The sequence below is a fragment of the Mycobacterium sp. E2238 genome, assembly GCF_001672665.1.
GTDB lineage: Bacteria > Actinomycetota > Actinomycetes > Mycobacteriales > Mycobacteriaceae > Mycobacterium.
In genome coordinates this window covers 1-25,502 of sequence record NZ_LZKF01000178.1, presented here as the reverse complement: position 1 = coordinate 25,502, position 25,502 = coordinate 1, and the positions used below count along the sequence as shown (strand labels likewise).

27 protein-coding genes and 1 pseudogene are annotated in these 25,502 nt (G+C 68.9%); 15 read left to right on the top strand and 13 right to left on the bottom strand.

The window, feature by feature from the left end; genetic code table 11:
- The 5 genes from A5711_RS16150 to A5711_RS16130 form a co-directional block, all read right to left on the bottom strand.
- The coding region (locus A5711_RS16150) for an endonuclease/exonuclease/phosphatase family protein (protein WP_067948187.1) at window positions 1-513 on the bottom strand (513 nt) is incomplete at its 3' end.
- Window positions 514-566: 53 nt separating this feature from the next.
- Window positions 567-1,193 carry an SAM-dependent methyltransferase gene (locus A5711_RS16145; RefSeq protein WP_068012292.1) on the bottom strand — a complete coding sequence of 209 codons (627 nt, stop codon included), beginning with the start codon at window positions 1,191-1,193 and terminating at the stop codon, window positions 567-569.
- Complete coding sequence (locus tag A5711_RS16140; protein ID WP_067948185.1) at window positions 1,190-1,963, bottom strand: PIG-L deacetylase family protein; 774 nt, start codon at window positions 1,961-1,963, stop codon at window positions 1,190-1,192. The genes A5711_RS16145 and A5711_RS16140 overlap by 4 nt, the downstream gene beginning before the upstream one ends.
- A gap of 7 nt (window positions 1,964-1,970) precedes the next feature.
- Window positions 1,971-2,912 carry an acyl-CoA dehydrogenase gene (locus A5711_RS16135; RefSeq protein WP_067948183.1) on the bottom strand — a complete coding sequence of 314 codons (942 nt, stop codon included), beginning with the start codon at window positions 2,910-2,912 and terminating at the stop codon, window positions 1,971-1,973.
- Window positions 2,909-3,628, bottom strand: coding sequence for a glycosyltransferase family 2 protein (locus tag A5711_RS16130; RefSeq protein ID WP_067948181.1), 720 nt, complete (start codon window positions 3,626-3,628; stop codon window positions 2,909-2,911). The genes A5711_RS16135 and A5711_RS16130 overlap by 4 nt, the downstream gene beginning before the upstream one ends.
- A 106-nt stretch (window positions 3,629-3,734) precedes the next feature.
- Here A5711_RS16130 and A5711_RS16125 point away from each other — a divergent pair, with 106 nt between their 5' ends.
- Window positions 3,735-4,301, top strand: coding sequence for a nucleotidyltransferase (locus A5711_RS16125; protein WP_067948179.1), 567 nt, complete (start codon window positions 3,735-3,737; stop codon window positions 4,299-4,301).
- On the opposite strand, the gene A5711_RS16120 is transcribed toward A5711_RS16125, so the two are convergent.
- Window positions 4,295-4,552: a Rho termination factor N-terminal domain-containing protein gene (locus A5711_RS16120; protein WP_067948177.1), complete on the bottom strand. Its 258-nt coding sequence runs from the start codon at window positions 4,550-4,552 to the stop codon at window positions 4,295-4,297. The genes A5711_RS16125 and A5711_RS16120 overlap by 7 nt on opposite strands.
- A gap of 145 nt (window positions 4,553-4,697) precedes the next feature.
- Here A5711_RS16120 and A5711_RS16115 point away from each other — a divergent pair, with 145 nt between their 5' ends.
- Genes A5711_RS16115 through A5711_RS16105 form a run of 3 tightly spaced genes read left to right on the top strand, consistent with a single transcriptional unit; the run spans window position 4,698 to window position 8,350 of the window.
- Window positions 4,698-5,702 (top strand): chemotaxis protein CheB, encoded by a 1,005-nt coding sequence (locus tag A5711_RS16115; RefSeq protein ID WP_067948197.1) that lies wholly within the window; start codon window positions 4,698-4,700, stop codon window positions 5,700-5,702.
- The gene (locus tag A5711_RS16110; RefSeq protein WP_067948199.1) at window positions 5,695-6,453 is read left to right on the top strand and encodes an STAS domain-containing protein; all 759 of its coding nucleotides are present in this window, start codon (window positions 5,695-5,697) and stop codon (window positions 6,451-6,453) included. Before A5711_RS16115 ends, A5711_RS16110 begins: the two co-directional genes overlap by 8 nt.
- 55 nt (window positions 6,454-6,508) lie before the next feature.
- Entirely contained in the window at window positions 6,509-8,350 is a 1,842-nt protein-coding gene (locus tag A5711_RS16105) for a CheR family methyltransferase (RefSeq protein ID WP_067948175.1), read from the top strand.
- Here the strand turns inward: A5711_RS16105 and A5711_RS16100 are convergent.
- Complete coding sequence (locus A5711_RS16100) at window positions 8,347-9,213, bottom strand: chemotaxis protein CheB (protein WP_231986965.1); 867 nt, start codon at window positions 9,211-9,213, stop codon at window positions 8,347-8,349. The two genes, A5711_RS16105 and A5711_RS16100, sit on opposite strands and share 4 nt — an antisense overlap.
- A gap of 185 nt (window positions 9,214-9,398) precedes the next feature.
- On the opposite strand from A5711_RS16100, the gene A5711_RS16095 reads away from it, so the two are divergent.
- From A5711_RS16095 to A5711_RS16085, 3 genes are all read left to right on the top strand, one after another.
- Window positions 9,399-10,577 (top strand): glycosyltransferase, encoded by a 1,179-nt coding sequence (locus A5711_RS16095; RefSeq protein ID WP_067948171.1) that lies wholly within the window; start codon window positions 9,399-9,401, stop codon window positions 10,575-10,577.
- Window positions 10,578-10,619: 42 nt separating this feature from the next.
- Window positions 10,620-11,711, top strand: a complete 1,092-nt coding sequence (locus A5711_RS16090) for a helix-turn-helix transcriptional regulator (RefSeq protein ID WP_067948169.1) — start codon at window positions 10,620-10,622, stop codon at window positions 11,709-11,711.
- A 414-nt stretch (window positions 11,712-12,125) separates the two neighbouring features.
- Window positions 12,126-12,521 (top strand): STAS domain-containing protein, encoded by a 396-nt coding sequence (locus A5711_RS16085; protein WP_197501102.1) that lies wholly within the window; start codon window positions 12,126-12,128, stop codon window positions 12,519-12,521.
- On the opposite strand, the gene A5711_RS16080 is transcribed toward A5711_RS16085, so the two are convergent.
- Window positions 12,518-13,879 carry an NAD(P)/FAD-dependent oxidoreductase gene (locus A5711_RS16080; protein WP_067948167.1) on the bottom strand — a complete coding sequence of 454 codons (1,362 nt, stop codon included), beginning with the start codon at window positions 13,877-13,879 and terminating at the stop codon, window positions 12,518-12,520. The genes A5711_RS16085 and A5711_RS16080 overlap by 4 nt on opposite strands.
- Before the next feature lie 131 nt (window positions 13,880-14,010).
- Between A5711_RS16080 and A5711_RS16075 the strand changes: the two genes are divergently transcribed.
- On the top strand, window positions 14,011-14,967 hold the full coding sequence (locus A5711_RS16075; RefSeq protein WP_067948165.1) for an alpha/beta fold hydrolase: 957 nt from the start codon (window positions 14,011-14,013) through the stop codon (window positions 14,965-14,967).
- On the opposite strand, the gene A5711_RS16070 is transcribed toward A5711_RS16075, so the two are convergent.
- The 3 genes from A5711_RS16070 to A5711_RS16060 form a co-directional block, all read right to left on the bottom strand.
- Window positions 14,962-16,308 carry a flavin monoamine oxidase family protein gene (locus A5711_RS16070; protein ID WP_067948193.1) on the bottom strand — a complete coding sequence of 449 codons (1,347 nt, stop codon included), beginning with the start codon at window positions 16,306-16,308 and terminating at the stop codon, window positions 14,962-14,964. The genes A5711_RS16075 and A5711_RS16070 overlap by 6 nt on opposite strands.
- 120 nt (window positions 16,309-16,428) lie before the next feature.
- The gene (locus A5711_RS16065; RefSeq protein WP_067948189.1) at window positions 16,429-17,544 is read right to left on the bottom strand and encodes a hypothetical protein; all 1,116 of its coding nucleotides are present in this window, start codon (window positions 17,542-17,544) and stop codon (window positions 16,429-16,431) included.
- Window positions 17,544-18,680, bottom strand: a complete 1,137-nt coding sequence (locus tag A5711_RS16060; protein ID WP_067948191.1) for a phosphotransferase family protein — start codon at window positions 18,678-18,680, stop codon at window positions 17,544-17,546. The genes A5711_RS16065 and A5711_RS16060 overlap by 1 nt, the downstream gene beginning before the upstream one ends.
- A gap of 57 nt (window positions 18,681-18,737) precedes the next feature.
- Between A5711_RS16060 and A5711_RS16055 the strand changes: the two genes are divergently transcribed.
- On the top strand, window positions 18,738-19,340 hold the full coding sequence (locus A5711_RS16055; protein WP_067948163.1) for a TetR/AcrR family transcriptional regulator: 603 nt from the start codon (window positions 18,738-18,740) through the stop codon (window positions 19,338-19,340).
- Complete coding sequence (locus tag A5711_RS16050; RefSeq protein WP_067948160.1) at window positions 19,337-20,209, top strand: SDR family NAD(P)-dependent oxidoreductase; 873 nt, start codon at window positions 19,337-19,339, stop codon at window positions 20,207-20,209. The genes A5711_RS16055 and A5711_RS16050 overlap by 4 nt, the downstream gene beginning before the upstream one ends.
- On the opposite strand, the gene A5711_RS16045 is transcribed toward A5711_RS16050, so the two are convergent.
- Window positions 20,206-20,985 carry a class I SAM-dependent methyltransferase gene (locus tag A5711_RS16045; RefSeq protein WP_197520808.1) on the bottom strand — a complete coding sequence of 260 codons (780 nt, stop codon included), beginning with the start codon at window positions 20,983-20,985 and terminating at the stop codon, window positions 20,206-20,208. The genes A5711_RS16050 and A5711_RS16045 overlap by 4 nt on opposite strands.
- Window positions 20,986-21,125: 140 nt before the next feature.
- On the opposite strand from A5711_RS16045, the gene A5711_RS16040 reads away from it, so the two are divergent.
- The 5 genes from A5711_RS16040 (at window position 21,126) to A5711_RS16020 (ending at window position 25,236) form a co-directional block, all read left to right on the top strand.
- A complete protein-coding gene (locus A5711_RS16040) occupies window positions 21,126-22,073 on the top strand; it encodes a DUF4129 domain-containing protein (protein ID WP_067948156.1) in 948 nt (315 codons plus the stop codon).
- Window positions 22,070-22,552 (top strand): hypothetical protein, encoded by a 483-nt coding sequence (locus A5711_RS16035; RefSeq protein WP_067948154.1) that lies wholly within the window; start codon window positions 22,070-22,072, stop codon window positions 22,550-22,552. The genes A5711_RS16040 and A5711_RS16035 overlap by 4 nt, the downstream gene beginning before the upstream one ends.
- Window positions 22,549-23,517 carry a MoxR family ATPase gene (locus A5711_RS16030; protein ID WP_067948153.1) on the top strand — a complete coding sequence of 323 codons (969 nt, stop codon included), beginning with the start codon at window positions 22,549-22,551 and terminating at the stop codon, window positions 23,515-23,517. The genes A5711_RS16035 and A5711_RS16030 overlap by 4 nt, the downstream gene beginning before the upstream one ends.
- Window positions 23,518-23,567: 50 nt before the next feature.
- Window positions 23,568-24,779, top strand: a complete 1,212-nt coding sequence (locus tag A5711_RS16025) for a DUF58 domain-containing protein (RefSeq protein ID WP_156673430.1) — start codon at window positions 23,568-23,570, stop codon at window positions 24,777-24,779.
- A gap of 64 nt (window positions 24,780-24,843) precedes the next feature.
- Window positions 24,844-25,236: a hypothetical protein gene (locus A5711_RS16020; RefSeq protein ID WP_231972170.1), complete on the top strand. Its 393-nt coding sequence runs from the start codon at window positions 24,844-24,846 to the stop codon at window positions 25,234-25,236.
- 1 nt (window position 25,237) lies between these two features.
- Here A5711_RS16020 and A5711_RS16015 read toward each other — a convergent pair.
- Window positions 25,238-25,502 (bottom strand): annotated as a pseudogene (locus tag A5711_RS16015) (NADH-quinone oxidoreductase subunit N); the annotation flags it as partial.

Below are 25,502 nucleotides of genomic sequence, written 5' to 3'. Positions count from 1 at the left end.
CAGCCGGCGCAGCTGGCGGCGATTCCACCCGGGCACGAAGGACAGATGGGTGTTGGCCACCGTCAGCCCGCCCATCGGCGTGTGCAGTTGCGCGATGACCGCCGCCCTCGGCTCTTCGTCGACCACCATCACCCGGTTGGGGCCCGGCAGGTACATCGGAAAGCGCATCGGAATGCGGGGCAGCCGCACCACCTGCCAGCTGGCCACCGGGTAGCGCGACAGTAAGGCGATTCCGTAGGCCGCGGTGCCGGGTTGCTCGTGACCGGTGGCGGCCATCCACGTCGCCCCTGGGGTGCCGGAAATGGCCGCCACGAAGCGGTGTTCCACGGCTCCCATGGCCTCGGCCGCCACGGCGGTCAGATCGGCGCGATCGGACCGCGGCTGATCACAGTCGACCTCTTGCAGGCTCAGCACGTCCGGATCGAGCCGGCGCACGCAGTCGCGCAGCCGCTGAATTTCCACCCCGTCACCGACGGTGCGGCCGTGCAGGATGTTGAAGGTCGCCACACGCATAGGATTTCTCCTACCCACTTTCCCGTCCGTGCAGTCGTGGGGCAGCGTCGTGGTCAGCGCGCCCCGGGCACACCTTCGCGGGCCGCCACCGACCGTCCGTCTCCGGTGTCGTATGCCTCGACGATGACGTCGCGGTCCTCGTAACGGCCCACAGATCGCAGCCGGGGCGTACGCGCGATGATGTCGTGCGCCGCGTCGCCGGTCAGCGGGTAATCGGCCACGTCGTGCCGCCAGTGCGCGGCAACGATTGTCGCGCCCCGCTGCAGCCGGGGGCATTCGCGACGCAGCACCCCAGCCAGCGCCTCGGCCTGCAGGTAGTAGGCGACCTCGCTGAGGACCAGCAGGTCAAAGGGTCCGTCCGGCCATGTCGCGTCTAAGGACGACCGGGTCAGCGTCACCCGGTCACGACAGCCGGCCCTGCGCAGCCGGGCGTCCGCTCCGCGGAGCGCCGCATCGGCCACATCCACCGCCGTCACGTGGTCGCAGCGCCGCGTCAACTCCGCGGTGAGAGTGCCGATCGAGCAGCCCGGTTCGAAAGCGTGCCGGTACCGGCGGGTGGGCAACAGCGCGAGGGTGATGGCGTATTTGCGTTGCTCGTACCATCTCGTCGAGAGCTGCCAGGGATCGTCGGCGCCCGCGTACATCCGGTCGAAGTAGGCATCGGGCAACCGCGTTGTCACTGGAAGATCACCTCTCCCACTGTGAGCAGTCGCTGCAGAACGAACGGCGGCAATACGGGCGTGGTTCCGCCGCGGCCGGGCCGAAATTGGCTCCGATAGCATTGCACGGCTTGGCGTTTGAGATTCACTGCCCAGCCGGGGGCGGGGACCGAGCGGGCGCGGTCCCACGGGACCACGGGGTCGGCCGGGGTGGCCCAGTGCCACATCCAGACCGGGTATTCCAGTAGCGCGATGCCGGCGCATTCGCACGCCGCCGCGGCCGCGCGTCCTACGGCTTCGTGGTCGGGATGCCCGTCGCCGCGCCAGGTGGCGGCGCACCAGGTGCCGGGCCCCGCGGTCCGCAGGATTTCTACGAGGGCCCCGGTGAGCCGTTCCTCGTGGCGGGCCAGCTCGCCGTCGGGCAACCCCAGCCGCATCGGGGGTGGAACCCCTAAAATATTTGTGGCCCTGCGCATTTCGTATCGGCGAGTCGTCGACAGCCGAATCCGGCCGGACACGGTCGTTCCGGGCTGGGCGGCACCGCCGTCGCTGACCGACACCACCCGGACGTCGGTGCCGGCCGCGACCAGCTGGGCGATCGTCGCGCCCAGGCCGAGGGTCTCGTCGTCCGGGTGGGGCGCGACGACGATCAGGCGCTGGAGTCCCGCCGGATCCAGTGCCGGCAGGGGGGCGCGCTCAAAAGCGGCCAGCCACAACGGCGCCGGAGTGCCGCCGTAGGTCAGCGGCTTGGCCGCGAACCGGGCACTGTTACTGGTCGGCGCGGTTCTCACGGCGACCTCAGTGCTGGCGGCCAGCGAGCTGCCCGAGCTCGGCGAGATCGCGCTCGGCGTGGCTTTGCCGGATGTAGATGCTCAGGTCGGCGACCCGCTGGGCGTGCCGTCCATCCTGGCAAAGTGGACCCGGCCCCAGCGCGCGGCCGGTGCGGGTGATGGCTTCGTCGACCGCGTGTTCCACGACCGTGCGGACGCGGCGGGCCAGCAGTTGCGCGGTCCCGGTCCGGTCGAACGGGTCGGAGTCGACCTGTGCTGCCGCCGCGGCCAGGATCGCGTCGCTGGCGGCCAGCGCGGCGTCCACGGCGCCGAGGTGAGCTAACGAGTAGGCGTCCGCGGATTCGCTTCGGGCGCAACGATATAGGGGATCTGCCACCCGGCGTGCGCCCCCAAGCCAACAGGCGGCCACCCCGATGGCGCCGTGCCAGAAGCCCGGCCTGGTCAGATAATCACCGGGATCGCCCACGGCGACGGCATGAGTATTGGTGAACTGCACCGGCCGGGTGTCGCTGCCCGCCATCCCGGCGTTCCACCAGGTGCTGGGCAACGGCTTGACGCTCGGGTCGGTCACCTGCACGGCGAAGAGCCCTCGTCTTCCGTCTTCGAGCCGGGCTGTCACCAGCGCGTGAGTGCAAAACCCGGCACCCGAGCACCAGACCTTCGTGCCCGTCAGAGTGAACGCTCCCTTGACATCGGTGGCCGTCAGCACCGCGTCCGGCGCCTCGGCCGCCCAAACGCCCCACAGCTGGCCGGATTCCGGTGGCTTACCGCCCAATTCGTGAAGTATCGCGACGGCGTCCACGTGTGCTTCGGCGACCCGGGCCGCCACGATGTTCTCCTCGGCCAGCGACGCCAGGCGTTGCCAGCGTTCGGCGGTGCGCCCGGAGGCGGGCAGAGGCAGCTCGAGTCGTCCCGACTCCAGCCAGTGCATGACCAATCCCGCCGTCACGCGCAATCACCCGCCGCCGATCTCCCCAGTTTGAGGTGGTGAGCAAACCCGTGTGGCGCCCGAGCCTGGGTTCGTGCCGACGTGATGACGGAAAGTTCGGTGTCGCGGTGGATGCGGTGGCCGGCGGCCTCGAAGCGCTCGACCAGGTCGACATCCTCGCCGGAGGCGAGAACGCGAAAGCCACCGACCCGCCAGTACGCGCGCGCGCTGAAACCCATGTTCGCGCCGTGAATGTGCTCGTGATCCCCGTCGCCGTTTATCGGATTACCCTGGTAGGACTGTAGATAACGGTCGACGACGTCAGCACCGTGCTGGCGCCAGTCGGTGACCCGTACCACGCCCAGGACCATGTCGGCGCCAACCTCCAGCTGATGCACCAGCCAGCCGGGCTCAACCCGGCTATCGGCATCGGTGGTGGCATACCAGCACCGAGCGTCCCCCAACAGTGATCGCGCGTAGCCGAAACCGACCGCCCGGGCGGTTCCGACGTTGTGCGCGTCGACGCTGATGAAATGCACGTCGGGCCCATACTCGCCGGCCAACTCGTCGCTGCCGTCATCGCAGTCGTCGAGCACGACGACGATGGTGACCTGGACGGGGGCGCACAGCGCGGCGGTGAGCACCGCGCGTAGGCAGGTCGGCAGCTTCTCGCGCTCATTGTGGGCAGGAACCACGACGGCGGCGGCATCATAGGCGCGGAGCCAGGCGGTTGACACAACATCAAGACTTTCCCAAATGGCCGCAAGTTAAACGGGCTTACCAACTCTGGTGTCCTGTCCGCGCAGGTTGCGCCCGCCGCCAGCGGGGTATGACCTATGCACCATGGCACCTACCGAAGCCCCCGCGTCCAACACGCAGTTGCGGGACGCGCTGCGCGGCGCGGCATCGGCGCTCAAGGAGAACGGCCCTCGGTTCGCATTGGCCGGCAGCTATGCGCTGTGGGCATACGGTGCGCCCGAGCCCACGCACGACGTGGACCTGGTGGTGGCCGAGGCCGACGTCGACGACGCCGTGGCCACGCTGACCGATGCCGGGTTCGCCGTCGAGCGGCCGCCGGAGGATTGGCTGTTCAAGGCGCGCACCGGCGAAACGGTCGTCGACGTGCTGCACCGCGTCAACGGCGTGCGGGTGGAGCCCTCAGTACTGGACTGCGCGGAGCAGCACGACGTGCTGGCGATCAGGATGCCCGTGCTGCCGCCCACGATGGTGCTGATCCAGCAACTGCGCGCCCTGGGTGAGCATCATTGCGACTTCGCGAGGCTGCTGCCGGCCGTGCGCGCGGTCCGCGAACGGCTGGACTGGGATCGAATCACGGCCTGCACCGCCGACAACGATTACGCGGTCGCCTTCCTGGTGCTGGTCGACCGGCTCGGCCTCACGGATCAGTGATTCCGCAGTTTGGCGACCAGCTTGTCTTTCGTCAGGCTCGAATACCCGGAGATGCCAAGCTCTTTCGCGCGCTTCTTGAGTTGCGGAACGGTCCAGTCCTGATAGGACCCCGATTTGCCGCCCTTGCGCCCGACGGAGGACTTGCCCCGCGCGGCTGCCGCATTGGAGATCCGGGCCGCCTTTTCCTTCGAGTCGCCCTGCTTGCGCAGGTCCTGGTACAACTTCTCGTTCTTGATCGACGAATTCGGCATGGTTCATCCTCCTGTTCACGATGAGACATCCCTGACGTCCTGGTCAGAATGCCCGCCCGCGCCCGGGTGAAAACCCATGTCTTCGTGCGAGAACTATCCGTGGTCAAGTGGGTTATCTAGCATTGACGCGGGTAGTCGAGGGGTGGTGATTACGGTGAACAGCGACGATGGCGACCTGCGCGGCGTGGTGGCGATCGGCGCCTCCGCGGGGGGAGTGGAAGCGCTGTCGAGGCTGGCGGCGGGGCTGTCGCCGGACCTGCCGTACGCGTACCTGGTCACCCTGCACATCCCCGCCGGCGGGCCAAGCGCCCTGGCCCGCATCGTCGATCGCAGCGGCCCCTTGCCGGCCGTCACGGCCGAGGACGGTGCCGACCTCGAACCGGCGCGCATCTACGTCGCCCCGCCCGACCGCCACCTGCTGGTTGCCGACCACGGCCTGATGCTGTCGCAAGGGCCGACCGAGAACGGACACCGACCCGCGATCAACGCGATGTTCCGTTCCGTCGCGCTGGCTTTCGGCCCGCGCGCCATCGGCGCCCTGCTCTCAGGCGTGCTCGATGACGGTGTGCTGGGCCTGGGCGCGATCCGCTCGCGCGGGGGCACCACCATCGGCCAGTCGGCCGAAGACGCGTTGTTCGTCGCGCTGCCGGCCAACGCCCGCGACGCCGGGGTCGTGGATCGGCAGGCCGCGGCGGCGGACATCGGCGCACTGCTGAAAGAGCTGTCGCAACAAGAGATCAAGGAGCCGGACATGGAGCGCGACGCCGGCATGGAGCTCGAGAATCGCATCGCCATGATGTCGCGATTCTCGACCGATCTCGACACCAGAGAACTCGGTGCGCCGTCGGGATACACCTGCCCGGACTGCAACGGCTCGCTGGTTTCCATCAGCGAGCGCAACTTCCGCTGCCAGGTCGGTCACGCTTGGACGGCCCACGCGCTGCTTGCCGCGCGGGACGACGAAATCCAGGGCGCGCTGTGGGTGGCCCTGCGCAGCCTGCAGGAGAAGGCACGATTGGCGCGGCAACTGGCGGAGAAAACGGGCCCTGGTCTGATCAACCGGCGCTACACCGGCCTCGCCGAAGAAACCGAGCGTGCGCTGAAAGTGCTCAGTGACCGATTGTCGGGCGGCGGTGATCCCGATGGCTGAGTACGAGCCGGCGATCCGCATCGACACCCAGGCACACCAGGATGTGCCGATCCTCGTGGTGGACGGGGTGCTGGACAGCTCCACCTATCGGCACGTCCGCGACACCGTCATCAAGGCCGCGCTCGACGAGCCGCAGGCGGTGATCGTCGACGTGAACCGGCTCTGCGTACCGACAACCTCGGCCTGGACCGTTTTCACGAGCGCGCGCTGGCATGTCAGCACCTGGCCCGATGTCCCGATCCTGCTCGTCTGCGCGGAACCCCGCGTGCGGCGATCGATCATCGCGGGCGGCGTGGCGCGATACGTGCCCGTCCACCCCAGTCGGGAGTCAGCGCTGAACGCGGTCCGCAGCCAGTCGACGCAAGTTCGGCGGCGGGCGCGCGCCGAGTTGCCGCGCTCACCCGCCAGCCTCGGCCTCGCCCGCGCGCTCGTCACGGATTGGCTCACCGAATGGGAGAACTTCGAGGTGATTCCGGTCGCATCCACGGTCGCCACCGTCTTCATCGAGAACGTCCTCGACCACACCGACAGTGCGCCGGCGCTGATAGTTGAAAGCTATCGGGACGACGTCACCGTCGCGGTGGAGGATGGCAGCGACCGCCTGCCCAGCCGGCACGAAGACGCCGACCGCGGCGCCGAGGTCGTGTCCGGCCTGGCGATCGTTTCCGCACTGTGCCGAACCTGGGGCAGCACCCCCACGTCGACGGGCAAGACGGTCTGGGCCCTGGTCGGTCGCGAGAATCAATTCTGACGACCGCGAGTAATGTTCAAGTCCTTCGGCGACGCTGAATGCGGACGGGACTTGGATGGACGGAACGACTGACGAGGCTTTCGAAGCCCTGCTGCGCTACATGCGGGATTCTCGCGGCTTCGACTTCACCGGCTACAAACGCACGTCCTTGATGCGCCGCGTTCGGCACCGGATGGATCAGGCCGGTTACACCTCCTTCGAGGAATACCTCGACTTTCTGCAGGCCAGTTCCGACGAATTCGCGGCGCTCTTCAACACCATCCTCATCAACGTGACCGCGTTCTTCCGCGACGCGGAGGCCTGGGACTACGTCAGCTCCGAAGTCATTCCGCGGATGCTGGCCGAGCGCGGTCCCGCCGACCCGATCCGGGTGTGGAGCGCGGGGTGCGCGTCCGGGGAAGAGGCCTACACGCTCGCCATGCTGCTGGCCGAAAACCTGGGTGCCGAAGCATTCCGGCAACGGGTCAAGATTTACGCCACCGACATCGACGAGGACGCACTGACCGAGGCGCGCGCCGCGTCCTACGACGCCAAGGCCGTCGAGTCGGTGCCGCCTAAACTGCTGTCGCGCTATTTCGAACAGGTCAACGGCCGCTATGTTTTTCACAAAGATCTGCGCCGCGCGGTGATCTTCGGCCGTAACGATCTGGTGAAAGACGCGCCGATCTCGCGCGTCGACCTGCTGGTGTGCCGCAATACGCTCATGTACCTCAACGCCGAGACACAGCGAAACGTGTTGGGCCGCCTGCATTTTGCACTCGCACCGCAGGGCACGCTGTTCCTGGGGCACGCCGAGATGCTGCTCAGCCACGGCGACCGGTTCACCCCGCTCAATCTGAAGCACCGAATTTTCCGCAAGGCGCTCGGAAGTCACGCCGGCGTGGAGCGCTACGACCCCGCCGGGGCCTTCTACGAACGCCACGTCGACCTGACGGGTTTGACCACGGTGCGCGACTTGGCTTTTCGCGCCAGCCCGGTGGCCCAGATCGTGGTCACCGGCGAGGACACCGTCGCGATGATCAACCAGCAGGCCGAGACCCTGTTCGGGCTCTCGGCGCGCGACATCGGCCGGCTGCTGCGCGACCTGGAAGTGTCTTACCGACCGGTAGAGCTACGCGCCTACCTGGAACAGGCCAAGGTGGAACGGCGGTCGGCGCGAATCCAGGACGTGAAATGGCAGCGGCCGGGCGCCGAGACGGTGTGGTTTGAAATCCACGTCAATCCGCTCGTCGACGCCGAGAATGGCCTGCTCGGTGTGTCGATCGTGTTCTTCGACGTCAGCGCCACCCGCGCCCTGCTGGACAAGGTCGTGCATACCAACCGCCAGCTGGAAGCGGCGTACGAGGAGCTGCAGTCCACCAACGAGGAACTCGAGACCACCAACGAGGAACTGCAGTCCACCGTGGAGGAACTGGAGACCACGAACGAGGAGCTGCAGTCCACCAACGAAGAACTCGAGACGATGAACGAGGAGCTGCAGTCCACGAACGACGAGCTGCACACCATCAACGACATGTTGCGGGAACGCAGCCTCGAACTGGACGAGTCGAAAAACTTCCTGGATTCGCTGATCGACTCGGTCCACATGGGAATGGTGGTGGTGGACCGCGAGATGAAGGTGATCCTGTGGAACCGCGGCTGCGAAGAGCTGTGGGGGCTGCGGTCCGACGAGACGATAGGAACCAGGCTGACCGACTTGGACATCGGAATGCCATTGGACAGCGTGCGGCCGCTCATCGGCAATGCCTTCGTGGACGCCGACGGCTCAGGTGAGGCGGAAGTCGATGGGGTCAACCGGCGCGGACGGCCGACCCGGGTGCGCGTCACGTGCACTTCGTTTCGTTCGCGCGACGGGGTGGTCGGGGGCGCGCTTCTGCTCATGGAGGTGGTGAGCTAGCCGCCCCATCGCGCGGCCGCTTCCTCGGCCGCCTGGTGGGCCAACTGCGCCCGCCGCCGCGACTCGGCGGCCCGGCGGCGCGCCATTTCCACCGTTTGGGCGGTGGCCCGGGATCCCGCCGACAGGTCCCTGCGCCTGCGGCCGAGTTCGGCGGCGCGCAGTCCGGCGAGTTCGGCGCGGCACGCCGCGGTGTTGGCGGCCTCATCGCGCATCGGCCCCAGGTCGTCCGCCTGGGCGGCATCCTGGGCTACCGGCTTGCCGTCGCCCGGCTGTGGCTCGGGCACCGGCGCGCCCTCCACGATGTCGGCCAGGGCGCCGCCGATCCGGTGAATGGGCAACACCAGATCGGCCCCGGCCCGCGCCGCCGCCATCGGCATCGACGGGTACAGGGCGGTGTCCGGGCTCTCCGCAATGACGACGGCCCCGGCCCGCTTCAGTGCGGCGGTGCCCGCCGCCCCGTCGTGCCCCGAACCGGACAACACCGCGACCACGCAGCGCGGTCCGTACGATTCGGCCACCGACCGCAGTAGTACGTCGAAGCGTCGCGGCCCGAGGTCCTTCATCGCAATCAGGCGACACCGGCCGCCCGGCGTCAGTTCCAGGTTGTTTCCCGGCGGGCACACGAGCACCTGTCCCGGCCCCACGACCTGCCCGTCGCGCACCCAGTTGACCGGTTGCGCGGACAGCCGGCGAAGAATCGCCGGCAGGACGCTGTCGTGGTCGCCCAGGTGCTGTTGCACCACGACGGCGGCCGGAAAGTCGGTCGGCAGATCGCTCAGAACCGTCGAGAGCGCGGCCAGGCCACCCGCCGACGCCAGCAGGACCACCAGCTCGACGACGGGCCGCTGCACGTCGCTTGCCACCTCTCCAGTTTCCCAAACGGACGGCCGCACCACAGTCCCGCGAGCGATCCTTTCGCATCCGAGCCGCGCCGGATATCCATGATGCGAAATGAGCGCGCGGCAGGCGAAGGCCGGGCTCACCGCGGTTTCGCCGATAAGGGGCCGGGTACGCCACCACGCCAAGGACGACGAAAAGGGGGTGGGAAGTGAGGATTGCGATCGTCAGCGGCGACGACATCGTCGGTGACGACCCACAGCAACTGTCCGCTGCGCTCGCGGCCCGCGGGCACGAGGTCACCGGATTCGTCCGGCGCCCGGGCCGCCGACATGCAGAAACCAGCAACGGCCACCGCACGGTACCGGTGCCCGTCGGGCCCCCCACAGCAACGTCGGCCGCGGAGGTACTGCCTTACGTGGGTGACTGGGCGGGTGCGCTCGCGCGCGAGTGGACAGCCGAACGGCCGGACGTGGTGCACGCGTACGGCTGGCTCGGCGGTTTGGCCGCCCAACTGGCCGCCCGGCGGCAAGCGGTCCCTACCGTCCAGAGTTTCCTGGGACTGGCCGCCAGTTGTAAGCCCAGGGGCGCCGCTGTTGAGCCGACGGACAGCGAACGGCTTCGCATCGAACCGCTACTGGCGCGCAGCGCGACGTGGGTGACCGGGGAGAGCGGCGACGACGTCGACGCCCTGAGCCGGCTGCGCCGCAGCCGGGCCCGAGTGTCCGCTTTGACGAGTGGGGTCGACGTGGAGCGATACAACTCACGCGGCCCGGCGTTGGCCCGCACCGACCTGCATCGCGTCCTCTGCCTCGCGCCAAATCCCATGCCCTGCAACGGCTTGGACATCGCCATCAAGGCGCTGCCCAGGATTCCGGCCACGGAGCTGGTGATTGCCGAGACCGAAGCCACCGAGCCCGATCACAACGAGGCGCGGGCCGGGCTGCAGCAGCAGGCCGCCAAGTTGGGGGTGGCCGAGCGGGTCCGGTTCGCCGGCACGGTCGTCGGTGACGAACTGCCGATGCTGCTGCGGTCCGCGGACGTGGTCGCGTGCACGCCGCGACAGCCACCGCGCGCGACGACGGTGCTGCAGGCGATGGCAAGCGGCGTCGTGGTGGTGGCCTTCGGCGTCGGGGTGCTCAAGGACGCGGTGGTGGACAACGTCACCGGGCTCGTGCTCTCGTCGCAGACTTCCGGCGGTTTGTCAGCTGCCCTGAGAAACCTTTTGGCGCAGAGTTTCCAGTGCGAGAGCATGGGCGCGGCGGGCCGCAGCCGCGCGCTGTCGCGTTATGCCTGGGATCGGATCGCGCTTGACTCACAGAACATCTATCAACAGGTGGGAGCCCCCTGTCTGGCGCCGCGGCGCTTGCAGTCATCGGGTGTCCGGTGATGCAATGATGAAACCGTGCACGGCCCTTAGGGGACGCCGATTATGACGACCATGACGAGCGCCACTGACAAAACCGGCACCGGCGTGCTCGCCGGTGCAGTGAGTCAACCCCTCGGAGCGGGCCAAGCCGCAGCCGGCGCTGAACTCGCGGGCGACGCGGGCCGGCGCGCGGGTGGTTCGGGCCCGGCACTTCGGCACGACCAGTTCCGCACCATCGATGCGCAGACCGCCCGCCAATTCTTTGCCAGGGCCTACCATCCCGGCTGGCGCATCACCGGACTCACAGGCCGCTCGACCGTTTCCCATCGCCGCTGCGAGGCGGGTTCGTTGACGGTCGACGACGTGACGATTCAGGGTCGCGTCGCGGTGGAGATTCCGGCCTCCGACACGGTCGCCGTTATCCAGCCTCGCGCGGGTTCGATGAGTGTTGCGGGCGGTTCCCCCGCCACCGTGGACTTTCCGATACTGGTCGCCCAGGACATGCCGTGCGTGTTGCAGTGCAACGGGGCACGGTTCGACGTGGTGAGCATCGCCCCGGACGTGCTGCAGAAGGTCGCCGCGGATTGGCGCCCGCCGCTACCCCAGCAGATCCACTTCCTGGACTGGCGCCCGCGCTCGCGCGCGGCCGTGCGTGCGTGGCACCGGACGCTGGACCACGTGGTGTTGACCCTGGCCGGCCCCGACACCGCCCACCAGCCAATCATCGTGGCGGGGCTCGCTCCGCTGTTGGCCGGCGCGCTGCTCGAGTGCTACCAGTCCAACCTCACCGAGCACGACCTGGCCAACGAGCCCGCGCTCCCCGAAACGCTGAAGGACGCCGTGTCTTTCATCCATCGTCACGCCGCCGAGGACGTCAGCATCAACGACGTCGCGGCGGCCGTGCATTTGACCCCCCGGGCGGTGCAGTACCTCTTCCGTCGTCAACTCGCCAGCACGCCAACGGAATACATTCGGCGCGTGCGCCTCAACCGCGCACATCAAGAGTTGTTGGCCGGGGCGCCGTCCAACACCACGGTCACGGAAATCGCCCAGCGCTGGGGTTTCGCACACACCGGCCGGTTCGCGGTGCTGTACCGCCAGACATACGGCCAGAGCCCGCACACCACGCTCCGGCGCATGACATCGCGGCCGTGACGACGACACGCCGCTAAGCCCCAGGTCAGGCCCGCCGACACCACATTCGTGGCGCGTTCGAACGAACACGCCGGAATAAGTTTTTCTCCCGCAGAACCGAAGCGAAACCGCCTGGTTGAGCGCCGATTTCGGGGTCGTCCGAAAATCCCGGTGCCGCTCATGGGTACGGGCGGCCGCTTTAGCCGGTAGGCTGTAGCCAGGTTGAGTCCCCAGCTGCCGTTATCAACGGGCGCCATTCGGACACCGTCGTCGCTCGCCCTGCTCACTACCATCCCCTTGAAGGGCGCACTCAACATGACTGCTTCAACCGATCTTCGTACACCCGATCGACATACAGCCGGGTTGCTTGGACAACCCCGTAACCGCTACCAAATCGATTGCGCCGGAGCACAAATCCATGTCCACGCCCGCAGCGTGGCCACCATCTTGCGCATCGAAGGCGAGGTCGACGCGTCCAACACCGAGCTCATCGCCGAGGCGATACGCCGCTTTTCGCGGCTCAGGGCCCCGTTGGTCCTCGACCTCGCCGGCCTGGACTTCCTCGCGGCCTCCGGCTTGCGAGCGCTGCTGCTGCTCACCGAGGAGCATCGCCGGGCCGGGTTGCGGTGCTGCATCGTCGGCGGCGTGGCGCTGCGCCGGCTCACGCGGGTCCTGCCCGAACTGGGCCTGCCCATGGCGGACTCGCTCGCTGCGGCCCTCGCGCACATCGAAGGCGTCACATCGGCCCGCCGCCGGTTGGTGTCGGGCCCGGCCCGCCAGCACGAACCGCAGCGTGACGCGTCGACGCGGCTCCGCGGGCTTGCCTCCTAACGACCCAGCCGGCGCATCAACTCCTCGGCGGCGTATCGGCCACTGGCCATCGCACCGTGCACCGTGGACGGATTGCTGACGCCGACCGCCTCGCCCGCCAGGTAAAGGCGGTCGCTGATCGGTTCCTGCAGCCGGCGCCTGTCATCCAGGCCGGAGCCGGGGGCGTGAAAAGAGTAGGCGCCCCGCGCATACGGGTCGGCGCTCCAGCTCGACGTCCTGACCTCGACCGGGGAGACGTCCTCGCCGAACAGCCGGTGAGCAATCGGCAGGGCGGTGGCGATCAGCTCCCGGGGTGAGGAGGCCTCCACGGCGCGGCCGCGGTCACCGGCGTTGAACGCCAACGCGATTGGTCCCGCGGCGGCCGGGAGGCTGAACCACTGGGCCCACGGGCCGCTGTCGGCGGCGAGGTATTGATAGAAGGCGTTGCCCACCGTCCAGCCGCGCCTGTTGAACCGGAAGAAACTTTTCGACAGCACACCGAAGCCCAACGCGTCGACCGCGCGGCGATGCGGGCCGGGAAGGGGCGGATCGAAAGCGATAGCACCGGCTTTCAGCACGCCGAGCGGAACGGTGACGATCGCGGCGGGTCCCTGGAAAGTCCGATCCTTTGTCCGCACAACGACGGAGTCGTCGCGCCGCGCGATCGCGGTCACCGGCGTGTTCAGCTCTACCCGCAGTCCGTCGGCGAGCAGCCTCGGCACGGCGTCGTAGCCGTTCGTGATGACGGCCTGATCGCCGCCGCTGTAGTCGCCCTCGTCAAAGGTGATGGCGGACAGCTGATCCGCGTCGGCGGCGAACTCGTCCTCGATTTCGGTGGTGAGGTAGAAGGCGAGTTGGGCGCGGTCCGAGGTCGACAGCGCTGCACCGCCCGCCGCGGCGTTGACGGCGGCCGCCAGGCTGCCGGAGTCGACTTGGTAGCGCGCCCGCTCCACGAACACGCGCCACAGTGTCGGGTCGTAGTCGAGCGGTGGAAGTTTGGGATCGATCACGAGCTTGGCCCAGCTGTAATAGTCGGTCGTGACCAACTGGGCTCCCGCTTGGCGCGCCAGCTGCACCAGCGGGTTGTCCGCCGTGCCGTGGATCCACGACGCGCCCATCTCGAGCGGTACACCCCAGTCGCGGTCGGTGTGCACCCGGCCGCCGATGCGGTCGCGGGCCTCGATCACGCGAACGGGCCACCCCGCATCGGCGAGGCTGCGGGCGGCCGACAGGCCGGCCATCCCGGCGCCGACGACGAGCACCGACCGGGTATCCGGTCGGGGTGGCCGCGCGGACGGTGGGTGGTGCGGCGCGCAGGCGGCCAGCAGCCCACCGCCGACCACGCCCGTGGTAGCCGCGATGAATTCCCGACGGGACATCGGGTACACGGGTGTTAGCGTCTCACATCGCAACGGTTTGCCGGATTTGCCGAATCTGAACGGACCTTAGGGATAAGCTTGCGCAAGTCCTTAACTGCGGCGACGAGGCCGCGTTGGAGGGGGAGGCGGCGATGAGTGCTCGACGATCGGGTCGCGCGGTCGATCCCTACCCCCACGTGCTGCCGCCGAGCCAGACGGTGGCCGTCCACGCGACCGACGGCACCCGGTTGCACGCCGAGGTCTTCGGGCCGCCCGACGGCTACCCGATTGTCCTGGCGCACGGCATCACCTGCACCACCCGCGCCTGGGCCTACCAGATCGCGGATCTGGCCAACGACTACCGGGTGATCGCCTATGACCACCGCGGCCACGGGCGCAGCGGTATGCCCCGGCGTAACGGGTACAGCCTGAAACACCTTGCTTCCGACCTGAATTCGGTGCTGGATGCGACGCTGGCGCCGCACGAGCGCGCCGTGCTGGCCGGCCATTCCATGGGCGGCATCACCATCGCCGCGTGGTCGGCCCGCTACCGCCACATGGTCCGCCGCCGCGCCGACGCCGTCGCGCTGATCAACACCACGACAGGGGATCTGGTCCGCAAGGTGCAGCTGCTGTCGGTGCCGCGCGGCCTGTCGCCGGCCCGGGTGGCCGCCGCTCGCGCGCTGATCAACGCGTTCGGCGGGTTCCCGATCCCCACGGCCGCCCGCATCCCGAGCCGCTACCTGGTCGGAATGCTGGCGGTGGGCAAGGAAGCCGACCCCAGCGTCGCCAGGATCGTCCACCAATTCTTCGAGCAGACATCGCCGGCGGGGCGCGCCGGTTGCGCCAGGATGCTGGTGGCCGCCTTGGGGTCGCGATACCTGGAGCTGGACGGTTTGACGGTCCCGACGCTGGTCATCGGCAGCGAACGCGACCGGCTGACCCCGATCAGCCAGGCCCGCCGGATCGCGGGCACCGCACCGAACGTCGTCGGCCTGGTCGAACTGCCCGGCGGCCACTGCTCGATGCTGGAGCACCCGCGCGAGGTGAACCGCCACCTGCGGGCACTCGCCGAGTCGGTGACCCAGGACGTGCGGATCAGTTCATAGCAGGGCGGTGATCTCGGCGGCCGCCCGCTGGCCGGACCTGACGGCACCGTCGAGAAACCCGGTCCATTCGTCCGCGGTCTCGGTGCCGGCCCAGTGAATGGGGCCGACCGGCTCGCGTAGCCACGGCCCGAATCGTGTCCACGAGCCCGGAGGGACCGCGGCGGTGGGACCGCCGGGCGCGAATTGTTCTGCGCCCCAACGGTGGTCGACATAGTCGAGTGGTTTGAGGGCGTCGTCGCCGAACAGCGTCGCAAAGCAACGCAATGTGTCGTGGCGGCGCTGCTCGGGGGAGAGCGAGTCGAAGGCGCGCGCGTCGACGAAGCCCATCAGGACGCCCGGGCCGTCGGCGTGCGGACTGACGTCGAAGGTGATGAACACCGGCCCCGTGTCGGACAGCGCCTGGCCGGAGAAGCCGTTGGTCCGCCAAAACGGTGTGGAGTAAGCCGCGTAGGCCTTGCTGAGCTGGCCCTGCGGCCAGTGCTGGGCGAGTTGTTGATACTCGGCGGGCAGCGGGGGAGCGAATTCGATCGACGCGCGATGGGCGGGCGGGACCGCGACGACGACGAAGCCGGCTTCCGCCTGGCCGACATCGGTGGTGACCGTTACCCCTGCGCCGTGCCGGTCGATGCGGCGCACCGGCGCGTTGAGCACGACCCGGGTGCCCAGCTCGGCCGCCGCGGCCTCGGCGATCTGCTGGGTGCCGCCCGGAAATCGGTCCTGTTGGGCGCCGTTTTCGACGTCGAGCAGCCGGTCCAGCCCACCAGCGGCGTGCGTGTAACGGGCCGCGTGCAGCATCGACACGTCGTCGGGCTCGCATCCCCAGGTCACCCGGGACACGATCGCCAACAGGTCGTGCGACGAGGCGGTGGCGTGCACCGAGCGCAGCCAGCCGCCGAGCGACACACCGTCGAGCTCGCGCGCCCGGCGCGCGTCCCACGGGGCCGACAGCGGGATGCTGCGGGCGATCCGGTCGAATTGCCAACGCAACCGGCCGATGTCGAGCAGGCCGGTCAGCGAGAGCTTGGGAATGGTGCCGCGATAGGAATGCGTCCAGCCGCGCCAGTGGATCACGTTCTTGCCGTCGTGGTGGGTCGGGATGGTGGGGACGTCGAGTTCGGCCGCCAGCGCCAGGACCGCGTCCTGGGTCGGGCCGACGAACGTGCCGCCCAGATCGGCGGGCAAGCCCGCCACGCTGCCGGTGAACGACCGGCCGCCGACCCGGTCGCGGCCCTCGAAGACGACCACGTCATGACCCTGGCGGGCCAGCTCGCGCGCCGCGGCGAGTCCCGCAAAGCCCGCACCGACCACGACAACGTCGACAATCCACGGCGGATTTGGCACGCGCACCAGTCAACCCCAATTTTCGCGATTTCGTACGCCAATCGCCCGACACCCGCGAACGTCGAGTTGTTGCGCGAGATGGCCCGAGAATCCCGGAACTCCTCGACGTTCGCGGGCTGACTAGGGGGCGACGGTCAGCCAGTCGGAGAACCCGGACGGGTCGTGGCGGCCCAGCGCGCCGTGCTCGTAGAGGCCCCAGCCCTCCACCGGCTCGCGATCGCCGTCGCGGCACACCGCCCGGCCGACGTGGTCGATCACGCCGAAGCCGGACCGTGCGACGGTCGCCGGGTCGGTCATGTCGTAGGTCAGGCGCTCGACGAACTTCTCGCCCTTCCACATGCCGTGCAGCCAGTCCGAGTCGCCGCCGTATCCGCCGCCGACGTGGATGGGCACCGGCAGCTTGGACTCGACGTCGAAGTGGACCGGCGTGCCGTCGGGGGCGGTGGCGTCGATGGTCGCCCCGGTGGGGATGCGGGTGCCGGAGCGGTAGTGGATCTTGACCCGCGGCCAGCCCAGCTGCTCGACGCGGCCGTCGCGCCAGATCCGGGTGCAGTCGTTGAGCGAACGGAAGCCGTTGGGCTCCTCCTGGATGATCAGCACGATGGCGAACTCGTCGAACGCCATCGGCACGTACAGCCACCACATGCCCTCGAACGGCGGGTCGGCGGGCCGCCCCGCCGGCTCGGGTTCGCCGATCGGCCTGATGCCCCAGGACCGGTCGCGGCTGCCGAGCCAGGTCGCGGGGTCGACGGGGATCTCCTCGCCGTCGACGGCGATGCGACCGCTCCAGCTGCCGAGCTGGGCGAACCGTTGGGCGTCCAGCGTCACCCGGTTGCCGGACCGCATCAGGTGCGGCTGTTCCTGCACGACGTCGAACAGCCCCTCCCAGGTGAGATCGGCTGCGATGCCTTCGGTTTCGTCGAGGACCAACCGCAGCTTGCGCAGCGGCTCGACGACCTCGATCCGGTAGCCGTTGACCTTCTGGTTGAGCCGATCCTGGTCGATGGCGTCGCTCAGGTGCACCGCGGTCTGGGTATCGCCGCGCCGGACGAGGAAGAACGCGTCCTTGACCCCGAGGTTGGGGTAGTAGCCGATGCCGCTGATGACGAAGATGTTTCCGGTGCGGTCGTGGGCGTTGAAGTAGGAGCGATCGTAGAAGTTGCGGTCCGAGGAACCCGGCCACGCGATCGGCTGCGGGATCTGATGTACCGGGAACTCGTCGAGCGGACCAAGCATCATTGCTCCTCTCCGATAAGGCGGCGCATCAAGCCTGCGTGGTAGAACAGCGACTCGACATCGTCGGGCTTCTCCGTTTCGCCGAAGTGCACCCGGCGCGCGCCGGTGCGCATGAACACGCAGGCCCACATGACGCCCGAATACACGTAAAACCAGCGCAGGTCACCCACTTCCACGCCGGTCAGTCGCTGATAGGTGGCGCGGACGTCGTCCTCGCGCATCACCTCCGGCAGGCCAGGCAGACCCGCCAGGCCGGTCAGTTCCTGAAAAACCATGTGCGCGTAGATCATCCACGCCACGTCGAGCTCCCGCGGCCCGAGCGTGACCATTTCCCAGTCCAGCACCGCCACCGGCTGGAAGTCGCGGTAGAGCACGTTGCCCACCCGGGCGTCGCCCCAGAGCAGCACGGGCTCGCGCGCGGCCGATTCGGCCGGCCAGTTGTCCTCCAGCCAGGCGAAGGTTCGTTCCAGCAACGGCGAGCGGCCGATGTCGGGAACCGAGAAGTCGTACCAGGACCGCACCCAGTTGAAGTGCCGGCGCAGCGCGGTGTCGCCGTCCTGGCCGTCGGCGAGAAAGCCGAAGGTGTTCTGGGCGTTGGGGATTGAATGCAACTTGGCCAGCACCCCAACGGTTGCGTCCTGCAGTTCGCGTTGACGTTCGGCGGGGGCGTCGGCGAACCAGTTGTTGCCGAACGTGTAGGGCATGACGTCGGGCGGGACCACACCCTCGACGTAGTCCATCACGAAGAAGGGGGTGCCCAGCACCTCGCCGGTGGGCTCGAGCCAGCGCACCGGCGGAACGGGTACGTCGGTGAGTTCGCCGACCTTTCGGATGACTTCGAATTGATGGTCAAGCCGGTAGGTTGGAAAGACCTGCACGTCTTCGGCGGCGGGCGCAACCCTGGTCACGAGTTTCTGCTCGACGGGCTTTCCGCCCTCCTGCCAGCGAGTGGAGAGGATGATGGTTTCCGACGACATGCCCGTGGAGTCGACGCCGCTCTCGACGGTCACCTCCGGCATCGCACCGGCGGGCAGGACGGTCGACAGCCATTTCGACATCACGGCGGGCAGCGTCGTGACGTCTCGGCTGGAGCGTTGCAGCCGGTCGACCTTGTCCAGCACGGGTTCGTTGGCCACGGGTGCCTCCATTCTTTGAGACTTCGGCGCGGCAATTACGATACGGTAGGTAGCGATATGAAAGCAGACCCGTCCGCCATTGACAAGGCCCCCGGTGCCGGCCGCCCGCGGGACCCGCGTATCGACTCGGCCATCCTATCGGCCACCGCGGAACTGCTTGTGCAAATGGGCTATTCAAATCTGAGTTTGGCGGCGGTCGCCGAGCGCGCGGGAACGACGAAGTCGGCGCTGTACCGCCGGTGGTCCAGCAAGGCCGAATTGGTGCACGAGGCGGCCTTCCCGGTGGCGCCCACCGCGCTGGAGGCGCCGGCCGGGAACATCGCCGCGGACATCCGGATGATGATCGAGGCCACCCGCGACGTCTTCACCACCCCGGTGGTTCGCGCCGCCCTGCCTGGCCTGGTGGCCGACATGACGGCCGATCCCGCCTTGAACGCCCGGGTGATGTCGCGCTTCGCGGACCTGTTCGCGACGGTGCGGGTGCGGCTGAGCGACGCCGTCGACCGGGGCGAAGCGCATCCCGATGTCGATCCGGACCGGTTGATCGAGTTGATTGGGGGAGCCACGATGCTGCGCATGCTGCTGCGCCCGGAGGACGAACTCGACGATGCGTGGGTGGAGCAGACCACCGCCATCGTCGTGCACGGGGTGAAGCGATGACCGGGCGCCTAGCGGGGCGGGCCGCCATCGTCACCGGTGGCAGCCGCGGACTGGGCCGGGCGATCGCGCTGGCCCTCGCGGCGGAGGGCGCCGCCGTCGCGGTGGCGGGCCGCACCGAGCAGGTGTGGGATGAGCGGTTGCCCGGCACCATCGGCGAGACGGTGGCCGAGATCCAGGCGGCCGGCGGACGGGCGGTGGCCATCCGGGCCGACCTGACTGACCGTGAGGACATCGCCCGGATGGTGGGCGAGGCGCGAGAAGCCTTGGGGCCCATCACGATCCTGGTGAACAACGCGGCATTCACCGCGCCCGGACGCCCCCCGGCGCCCGGCTCCGAACCGCGCGCCAAGTCGGGCAAGCCGGCGAGTGCCGCCGCGAAACCGGGCTGGCCGGGATTCGTCAGCATCCCGCTCGCCGCGTATCGCCGGCATTTCGAGATCGCGGTCTTCGCCGCGTACGAGCTGATGCAGCTGGTGAGCCCGGACATGATCGAAGCGGGCGGCGGGTCGATCGTCAACGTCACCTCGGTCGCGTCGAGGATCCCCGGCGACGGGCCGTACCCGGACCGCACCGGCGGCGTGCTGCCCGGTTACGGTGGTTCCAAGGCGGCGCTGGAGCATCTGACCCAGTGCGCGGCATACGATCTCGCCGATCACCACATCGCGGTCAACGCCCTGTCGCCGTCGAAACCGATCCTCACTCCGGGGCTGGCCTACTATGCCCGCGATTTCGCGGATACCGCCGCGGCCGACGAATTCGCCCGGGCGGCAGTCGAATTGACACTCGTCGATCCCGCGAAGATCACCGGTCGCACCATCGGCCATCTGCAGGTGCTCGACGGCAGCTTCCGGCCCTTCCAGCCGGACTAGGCCCGCGTCTTCGCCGTGACCGCGTTGATGATCACGGCATGCAACCGCTGCCATTTGGGGGACTGGAATCCCGCCTGCAAGAGCAGGCGCTCGACGCGGCGCCTGGTCCGCGCCTTGCCGCGCCGGCCGACGGCGAGGGTCGGCAACAGCCACAGCGAGAACCGGTCGACGAGCACCAGGCTTCCGCCGGGCCGCAGCACCCGGGCGCACTCCAGCAGGCCCGTCAGCTGATCGCTCCAGTGATCGAATGACGTCGTGCTGACCACCAAGTCGAAGGCGCGGTCGGCATAATTGAGCTCTTCGGCTACTCCACGGGTGAAGCTCAATCGCGGGTCGATAGCGAGACTCCTTGCGGTGGAAACCATTTGCGGGGCCGGATCGATCCCGGCGAGGTGCTTGGCGTTCGGGTAGCGGCGGGCGAGCAGTTGCAGCAGGTATCCGGTGCCGGACCCGACGTCGAGCACATACTCGGGGGCGGTGACCGTCGCCACGGCCAGCTGCGCGGTGCGGTCGGCGATCTCGTGATGCAGCCGTCCGCGCCAGCCGCGGTCGTAGCCGGCGGCACGATCGTCGAACGCGGCGACGTCGCGGTATGGCGGCACGAATCGTAGTGTCCCACCGCGCGGGGGCGCGTGGCGAGACGCGCGCCGCGCGTCGGCCCTCGGGCGTATCGGGCGCAACGACGTCGCCCGCAACGCGTCGTGCGCGGCGTCGATCGCGTCAAGAGCGGCGCCGATCCGCTCTCGTGCCTGCTCGGCGCTCATCCGGAAACCCACGACCCAACGGTATCGAACAAGCATTCGATGAAAAACGTAAGAACGCGGGTTTGTGGATGGATCTCCGACTGTGGATAACGCGCGGCCTGACGTGCCAGGATGAGGCAAGGCCAGTGCCGCAACAACCGAGTGGTATGCCAATGCCTGGTATGGACAAGCCGACGGGGCGGGTCGTCGCCCTGATCGTGCTGCTGCTCGTCGTCTCCGCCGCGCTGCGGGGTTACCTGCCGGCCGCCCACCACGAGGAGCGCGGCGAGGCCGCCGGTAGCCGGGCGGCGCTGCTATTCGTGGTGGCCGCCCTCGGCGTGACGCTTGCGCTGGTGGCGATCGCGGTCATCGCCCGGTTGCGCGACCCGCGCGCTTCGGCGCCGCAAGCGGGCCAGCTGTCCGAGATGCTCGGCACCGGCAGGGGCCGGCCGAGCTGGCGCGTGGTGCTGATCGCGCTGGCGGTGATCGTGGCCTGGCTGGTGATCGTGATGGTGGCGTCCCGCCTGTTGGCGCCGCACGGCGTCGGTCAGGCTCAGCCCCCGCAGACGAACGGCGCTCCACCCGCGGAGCAGGGCAACGCCCCGGCGCCGCAGCGGCCGCATTCCGCGAACGGGGACATGTTCGGCATCCTGCTCGCCGCCACAGTCCCGATGATGCTGATCATCGTCACGGGGACCGTCGTCATGTCGCGCCGGCGGTGGCGCGCGGCGAAGCCGGGCGCCGTCATCGACGATCACGCCGAATCCCCGGCGCCGCCGACGCGGTCGGAATCCCTGGTGCGCGCGGCCGAGCGGGGGCTGGCCGAGATGGCAGACCTCAGCCGGGAACCCCGCGAGGCGATCATCGCCTGTTATGCCGCGATGGAGCGCGAACTCGCGAATGTGCCCGGCGCCGTCCCGCAGGACTTCGACACCCCGACCGAGGTGCTGGCCCGGGCCGTCGAACACCATGCGCTGCATGCCGATAACGCCGTGCAACTGGTGAACCTGTTCGCCGAGGCGCGATTCAGCCCGCATGTGATGAACGAGGGGCATCGCGACGTAGCGGTGCGCGTTCTCCAGCTGGTCCTCGACGAGCTCGGCTCCCGGAGTCCCGTATGAAAAGGACGCTGGCCCTGGGCATCTGCCTCATCGTCGGGATCGAGCTGCTGGCGTTGATGCAGCACGACCGGCAACTGGTGTTGGCCGCCGCGGGCGGTGCCCTGGCGCTGGTGCTGCTCACCGTCCGCCGCGTCCTGGGGCGCGGAACGCGACCCGAGGCGGAGGCGGACCCCGACGAGCTCGGGGATTCGCTGCGCCGCTGGCTTTCCAACACCGAGACGACGATCCGGTGGTCGGAGTCGACCCGTGTGGACTGGGACCGGCACCTGCGCCCGATGCTGGCGCGCAGATACGAGATGACGACCGGCGAACGGCGATCCAAAGATCCTGTGGCATATCAGGCGGGCGGTCAGATGCTGTTCGGGGCCGAACTGTGGGAATGGGTTAATCCGAACAACGTCGCGCGGACCGGTGACCGGCGACCCGGTCCCGGCCGTGCGACGCTGGAAGAGATTCTGCGAAAGTTGGAACAGGTATGACGCTGCCGGCCGCAACAACCACAGCGCACTGCGAGGCGGTGCTCGACGAGATCGAGCGGGTCGTGGTGGGCAAGCGTTCCGCGCTCACGCTCATCCTCATCGCGGTGCTCGCCCGCGGCCACGTCCTCATCGAGGACCTGCCCGGCCTGGGCAAGACCCTGATCGCCCGGTCGTTCGCCGCGGCGCTGGGGCTGCAGTTCACCCGCGTGCAGTTCACCCCGGACCTGCTGCCCGCGGACCTGCTCGGCTCGACGATCTACGACATGCAGTCGGGCCGCTTCGCTTTTCGGGCGGGACCGATCTTCACCAACCTGCTGCTCGCCGACGAGATCAACCGCACGCCGCCCAAGACTCAGGCGGCGCTGCTCGAGGCGATGGCCGAAGGCCAGGTCAGCATCGACGGTGAAACACACCAGCTGCCAAAGCCTTTCGTCGTCCTCGCGACCGACAATCCGATCGAGTACGAGGGCACTTATCCGCTGCCGGAAGCGCAGCTCGACCGGTTCGCCATCCGCCTGGAACTGCGCTACCTGTCCGAGCGGGACGAGGCCGCGATGTTGCGCCGGCGCCTCGAACGGGGGTCGGTGGAACCGACCGTCAATCAGGTGGTGGATGCGCACGACCTGCTCGCGATGCGTGAATCGGTCGAGCAGGTGACCGTGCACGAGGACGTGTTGCACTACGTGGTGTCGCTGGCCAATGCGACGCGGCACCATCCGCAGGTGGCGGTGGGCGCCAGCCCGCGCGCCGAGCTCGACCTGGTTCAACTCGCGCGCGCCCGCGCGCTTTTGCTCGGCCGGGACTATGTGATCCCCGAGGACGTCAAGGCGCTGGCCGTCCCGGCGGTCGCGCACCGGATCACCCTGCGCCCGGAGATGTGGGTGCGCAAGATTCAGGGCGCCGACGTGGTCGGGGAGTTGCTGCGGCGCTTACCGGTGCCCCGCACCGGCGGGGGCTCCGGTTGACCCAATCTCCGGTTGAGTTTCGCTGGCGCGCATCGTATTTGACGCGGGCGATGGCCAGCTGCGCGGGGCTGGCGCTCGCGGTCGCGGTGATCGGCGCGCGGTGGCAGCTGATCGCGTTCGCGGCGCCGCTGCTGGGCGTGCTGTGTTCGGTCAGCTGGCAACGACCGGTGCCGGCGATCCGCGTGCACGGCGATCCCGATGCCCAGCGGTGCTTCGAAAACGACCGCGCGCAGCTGCGCGTCTGGGCGACCGAAGAGGGCGGGGCAACGGGGTTTTCCGCGGTCGAGGTCACGGTTCCGCCCGTCGAGGGGATGGAGCTCGAAGTCCTCGACTCGGACTCCCGCCAGACCAAAAGGGTTGCGGCAACGGCGCAACGCTGGGGCAGGTACTTCATCCGGGCCCGGGTCGACGCGGTCGCGCGCGGCGGGCTGCTGTACGGGACGGCGACCGTCGACGCCGCCGAAGTCATCGTCTTTCCCCTCACGCCCCCGCAGTCGACGCCCATCCCGCAGACCGAGCTACTCGACCGCCTGGGTGCGCACCTCACCCGGCACGTCGGCCCCGGCGTGGAATACGCCGACATTCGCGCCTACGTGCCCGGAGACCAACTGCGCGCGGTGAATTGGCCGGTGAGCGCGCGGCGTGGCCAGCTACACGTCACTCAGCGCCTCACCGATCGAGCCGCCGACGTGGTGGTGCTGATCGACACCTATCGCCAGCCGTCGGGCCCGGCGACCCACGCCACGGAGCGCGTGGTTCGAGGCGCCGCGCAGGTCGTGCAGACCGCGCTGCGCCACGGGGACCGCGCCGGCGTCGTCGCCCTGGGCGGCAACCGCCCGCGCTGGCTGGGCGCCGACATCGGGCAGCGCCAGTTCTATCGGGTGCTCGACACGGTGCTCGGTGCCGGCGATCGATTCGAGAAGACAACAGGCACATTGGCGCCGCGCGCGGCCGTTCCGGCCGGCGCGATCGTCATTGCGTTCTCGACGCTGCTCGATACCGAATTCGCGCTCGCGTTGATCGATCTCCGCAAGCGGGGCCACGTCGTCATCGCCGTCGACATCCTCGACAAGTCCCCGTTCGAGGGCGAGCAGGATCCCCTAGTGGACCGGATGTGGACGCTGCAGCGCTCCGCCATGTATCGCGACATGGCCACCGTCGGCGTCGACATCGTGTCGTGGCAAGGAGATAGCGGGCTGGAGCAGTCCATGGGTGTGCTGCCCGACCGCCGCCGAAGGATACGGGGACGGCTCGGTGGCTAGCGACGTCAAGGCGGCACTGCCGCGGCTGTGGGCCCCGGTGTTCTCGGTGGTATTCGGCCTGCTGATGGTCGGCTTGGCCGCCGACGGCACGCACGGACGCGCCGTCGCCGCTTGGGCAACGGCCCTGGCCGCGGTGGTGGCGGGGACGGCTTTTCGTCCCGCCGCAACGCTTGCGGTGGTGCTGTCGGTGGTCACCATCGTGCTGTCCGATCCGCCGCTCGTGTTCGTCGCGCTGTCGGGGCTGAGCGCCGCCGCCTACCTGGTGTGCCGCCACGCGGTCGGCGGGTCGGCCGCTGTGGTGCTGGGCAGCTGGCCGACGGCCGTTGGCGCCGTTGGGTTCACGTTCGCCGGGTTGGTGGCGACGTCGTTCCCGCTGCAGCTGCCGTGGTTGCCGCTGGCCGCGCCGTTGGCCGCCCTGGCCGTTTACGTGCTGGCCGTGCGGCCGTTCCTCGGCTGATTCAGTGCAGCAGCTGGGCGGCCTGGTCGGCGAGGTCGAGCACCGGCTGCGGGAAGATGCCCAGCACCACGGTAATCGCGGCGCACACCGCGATCGCGGCCTTGCTCAAAATCCCCGGCGCCACCACGTGCGGGGTGTCGTCGGTTGCCTCGGTGAAGAACATCGACACGATCACCCGCACGTAGAAGTAGGCCGCGATCCCACTGGCCACCACACCGATGATCACCAGCGGCGCCGCGCCGCCCTGCGCCGCGGCCTTGAACACG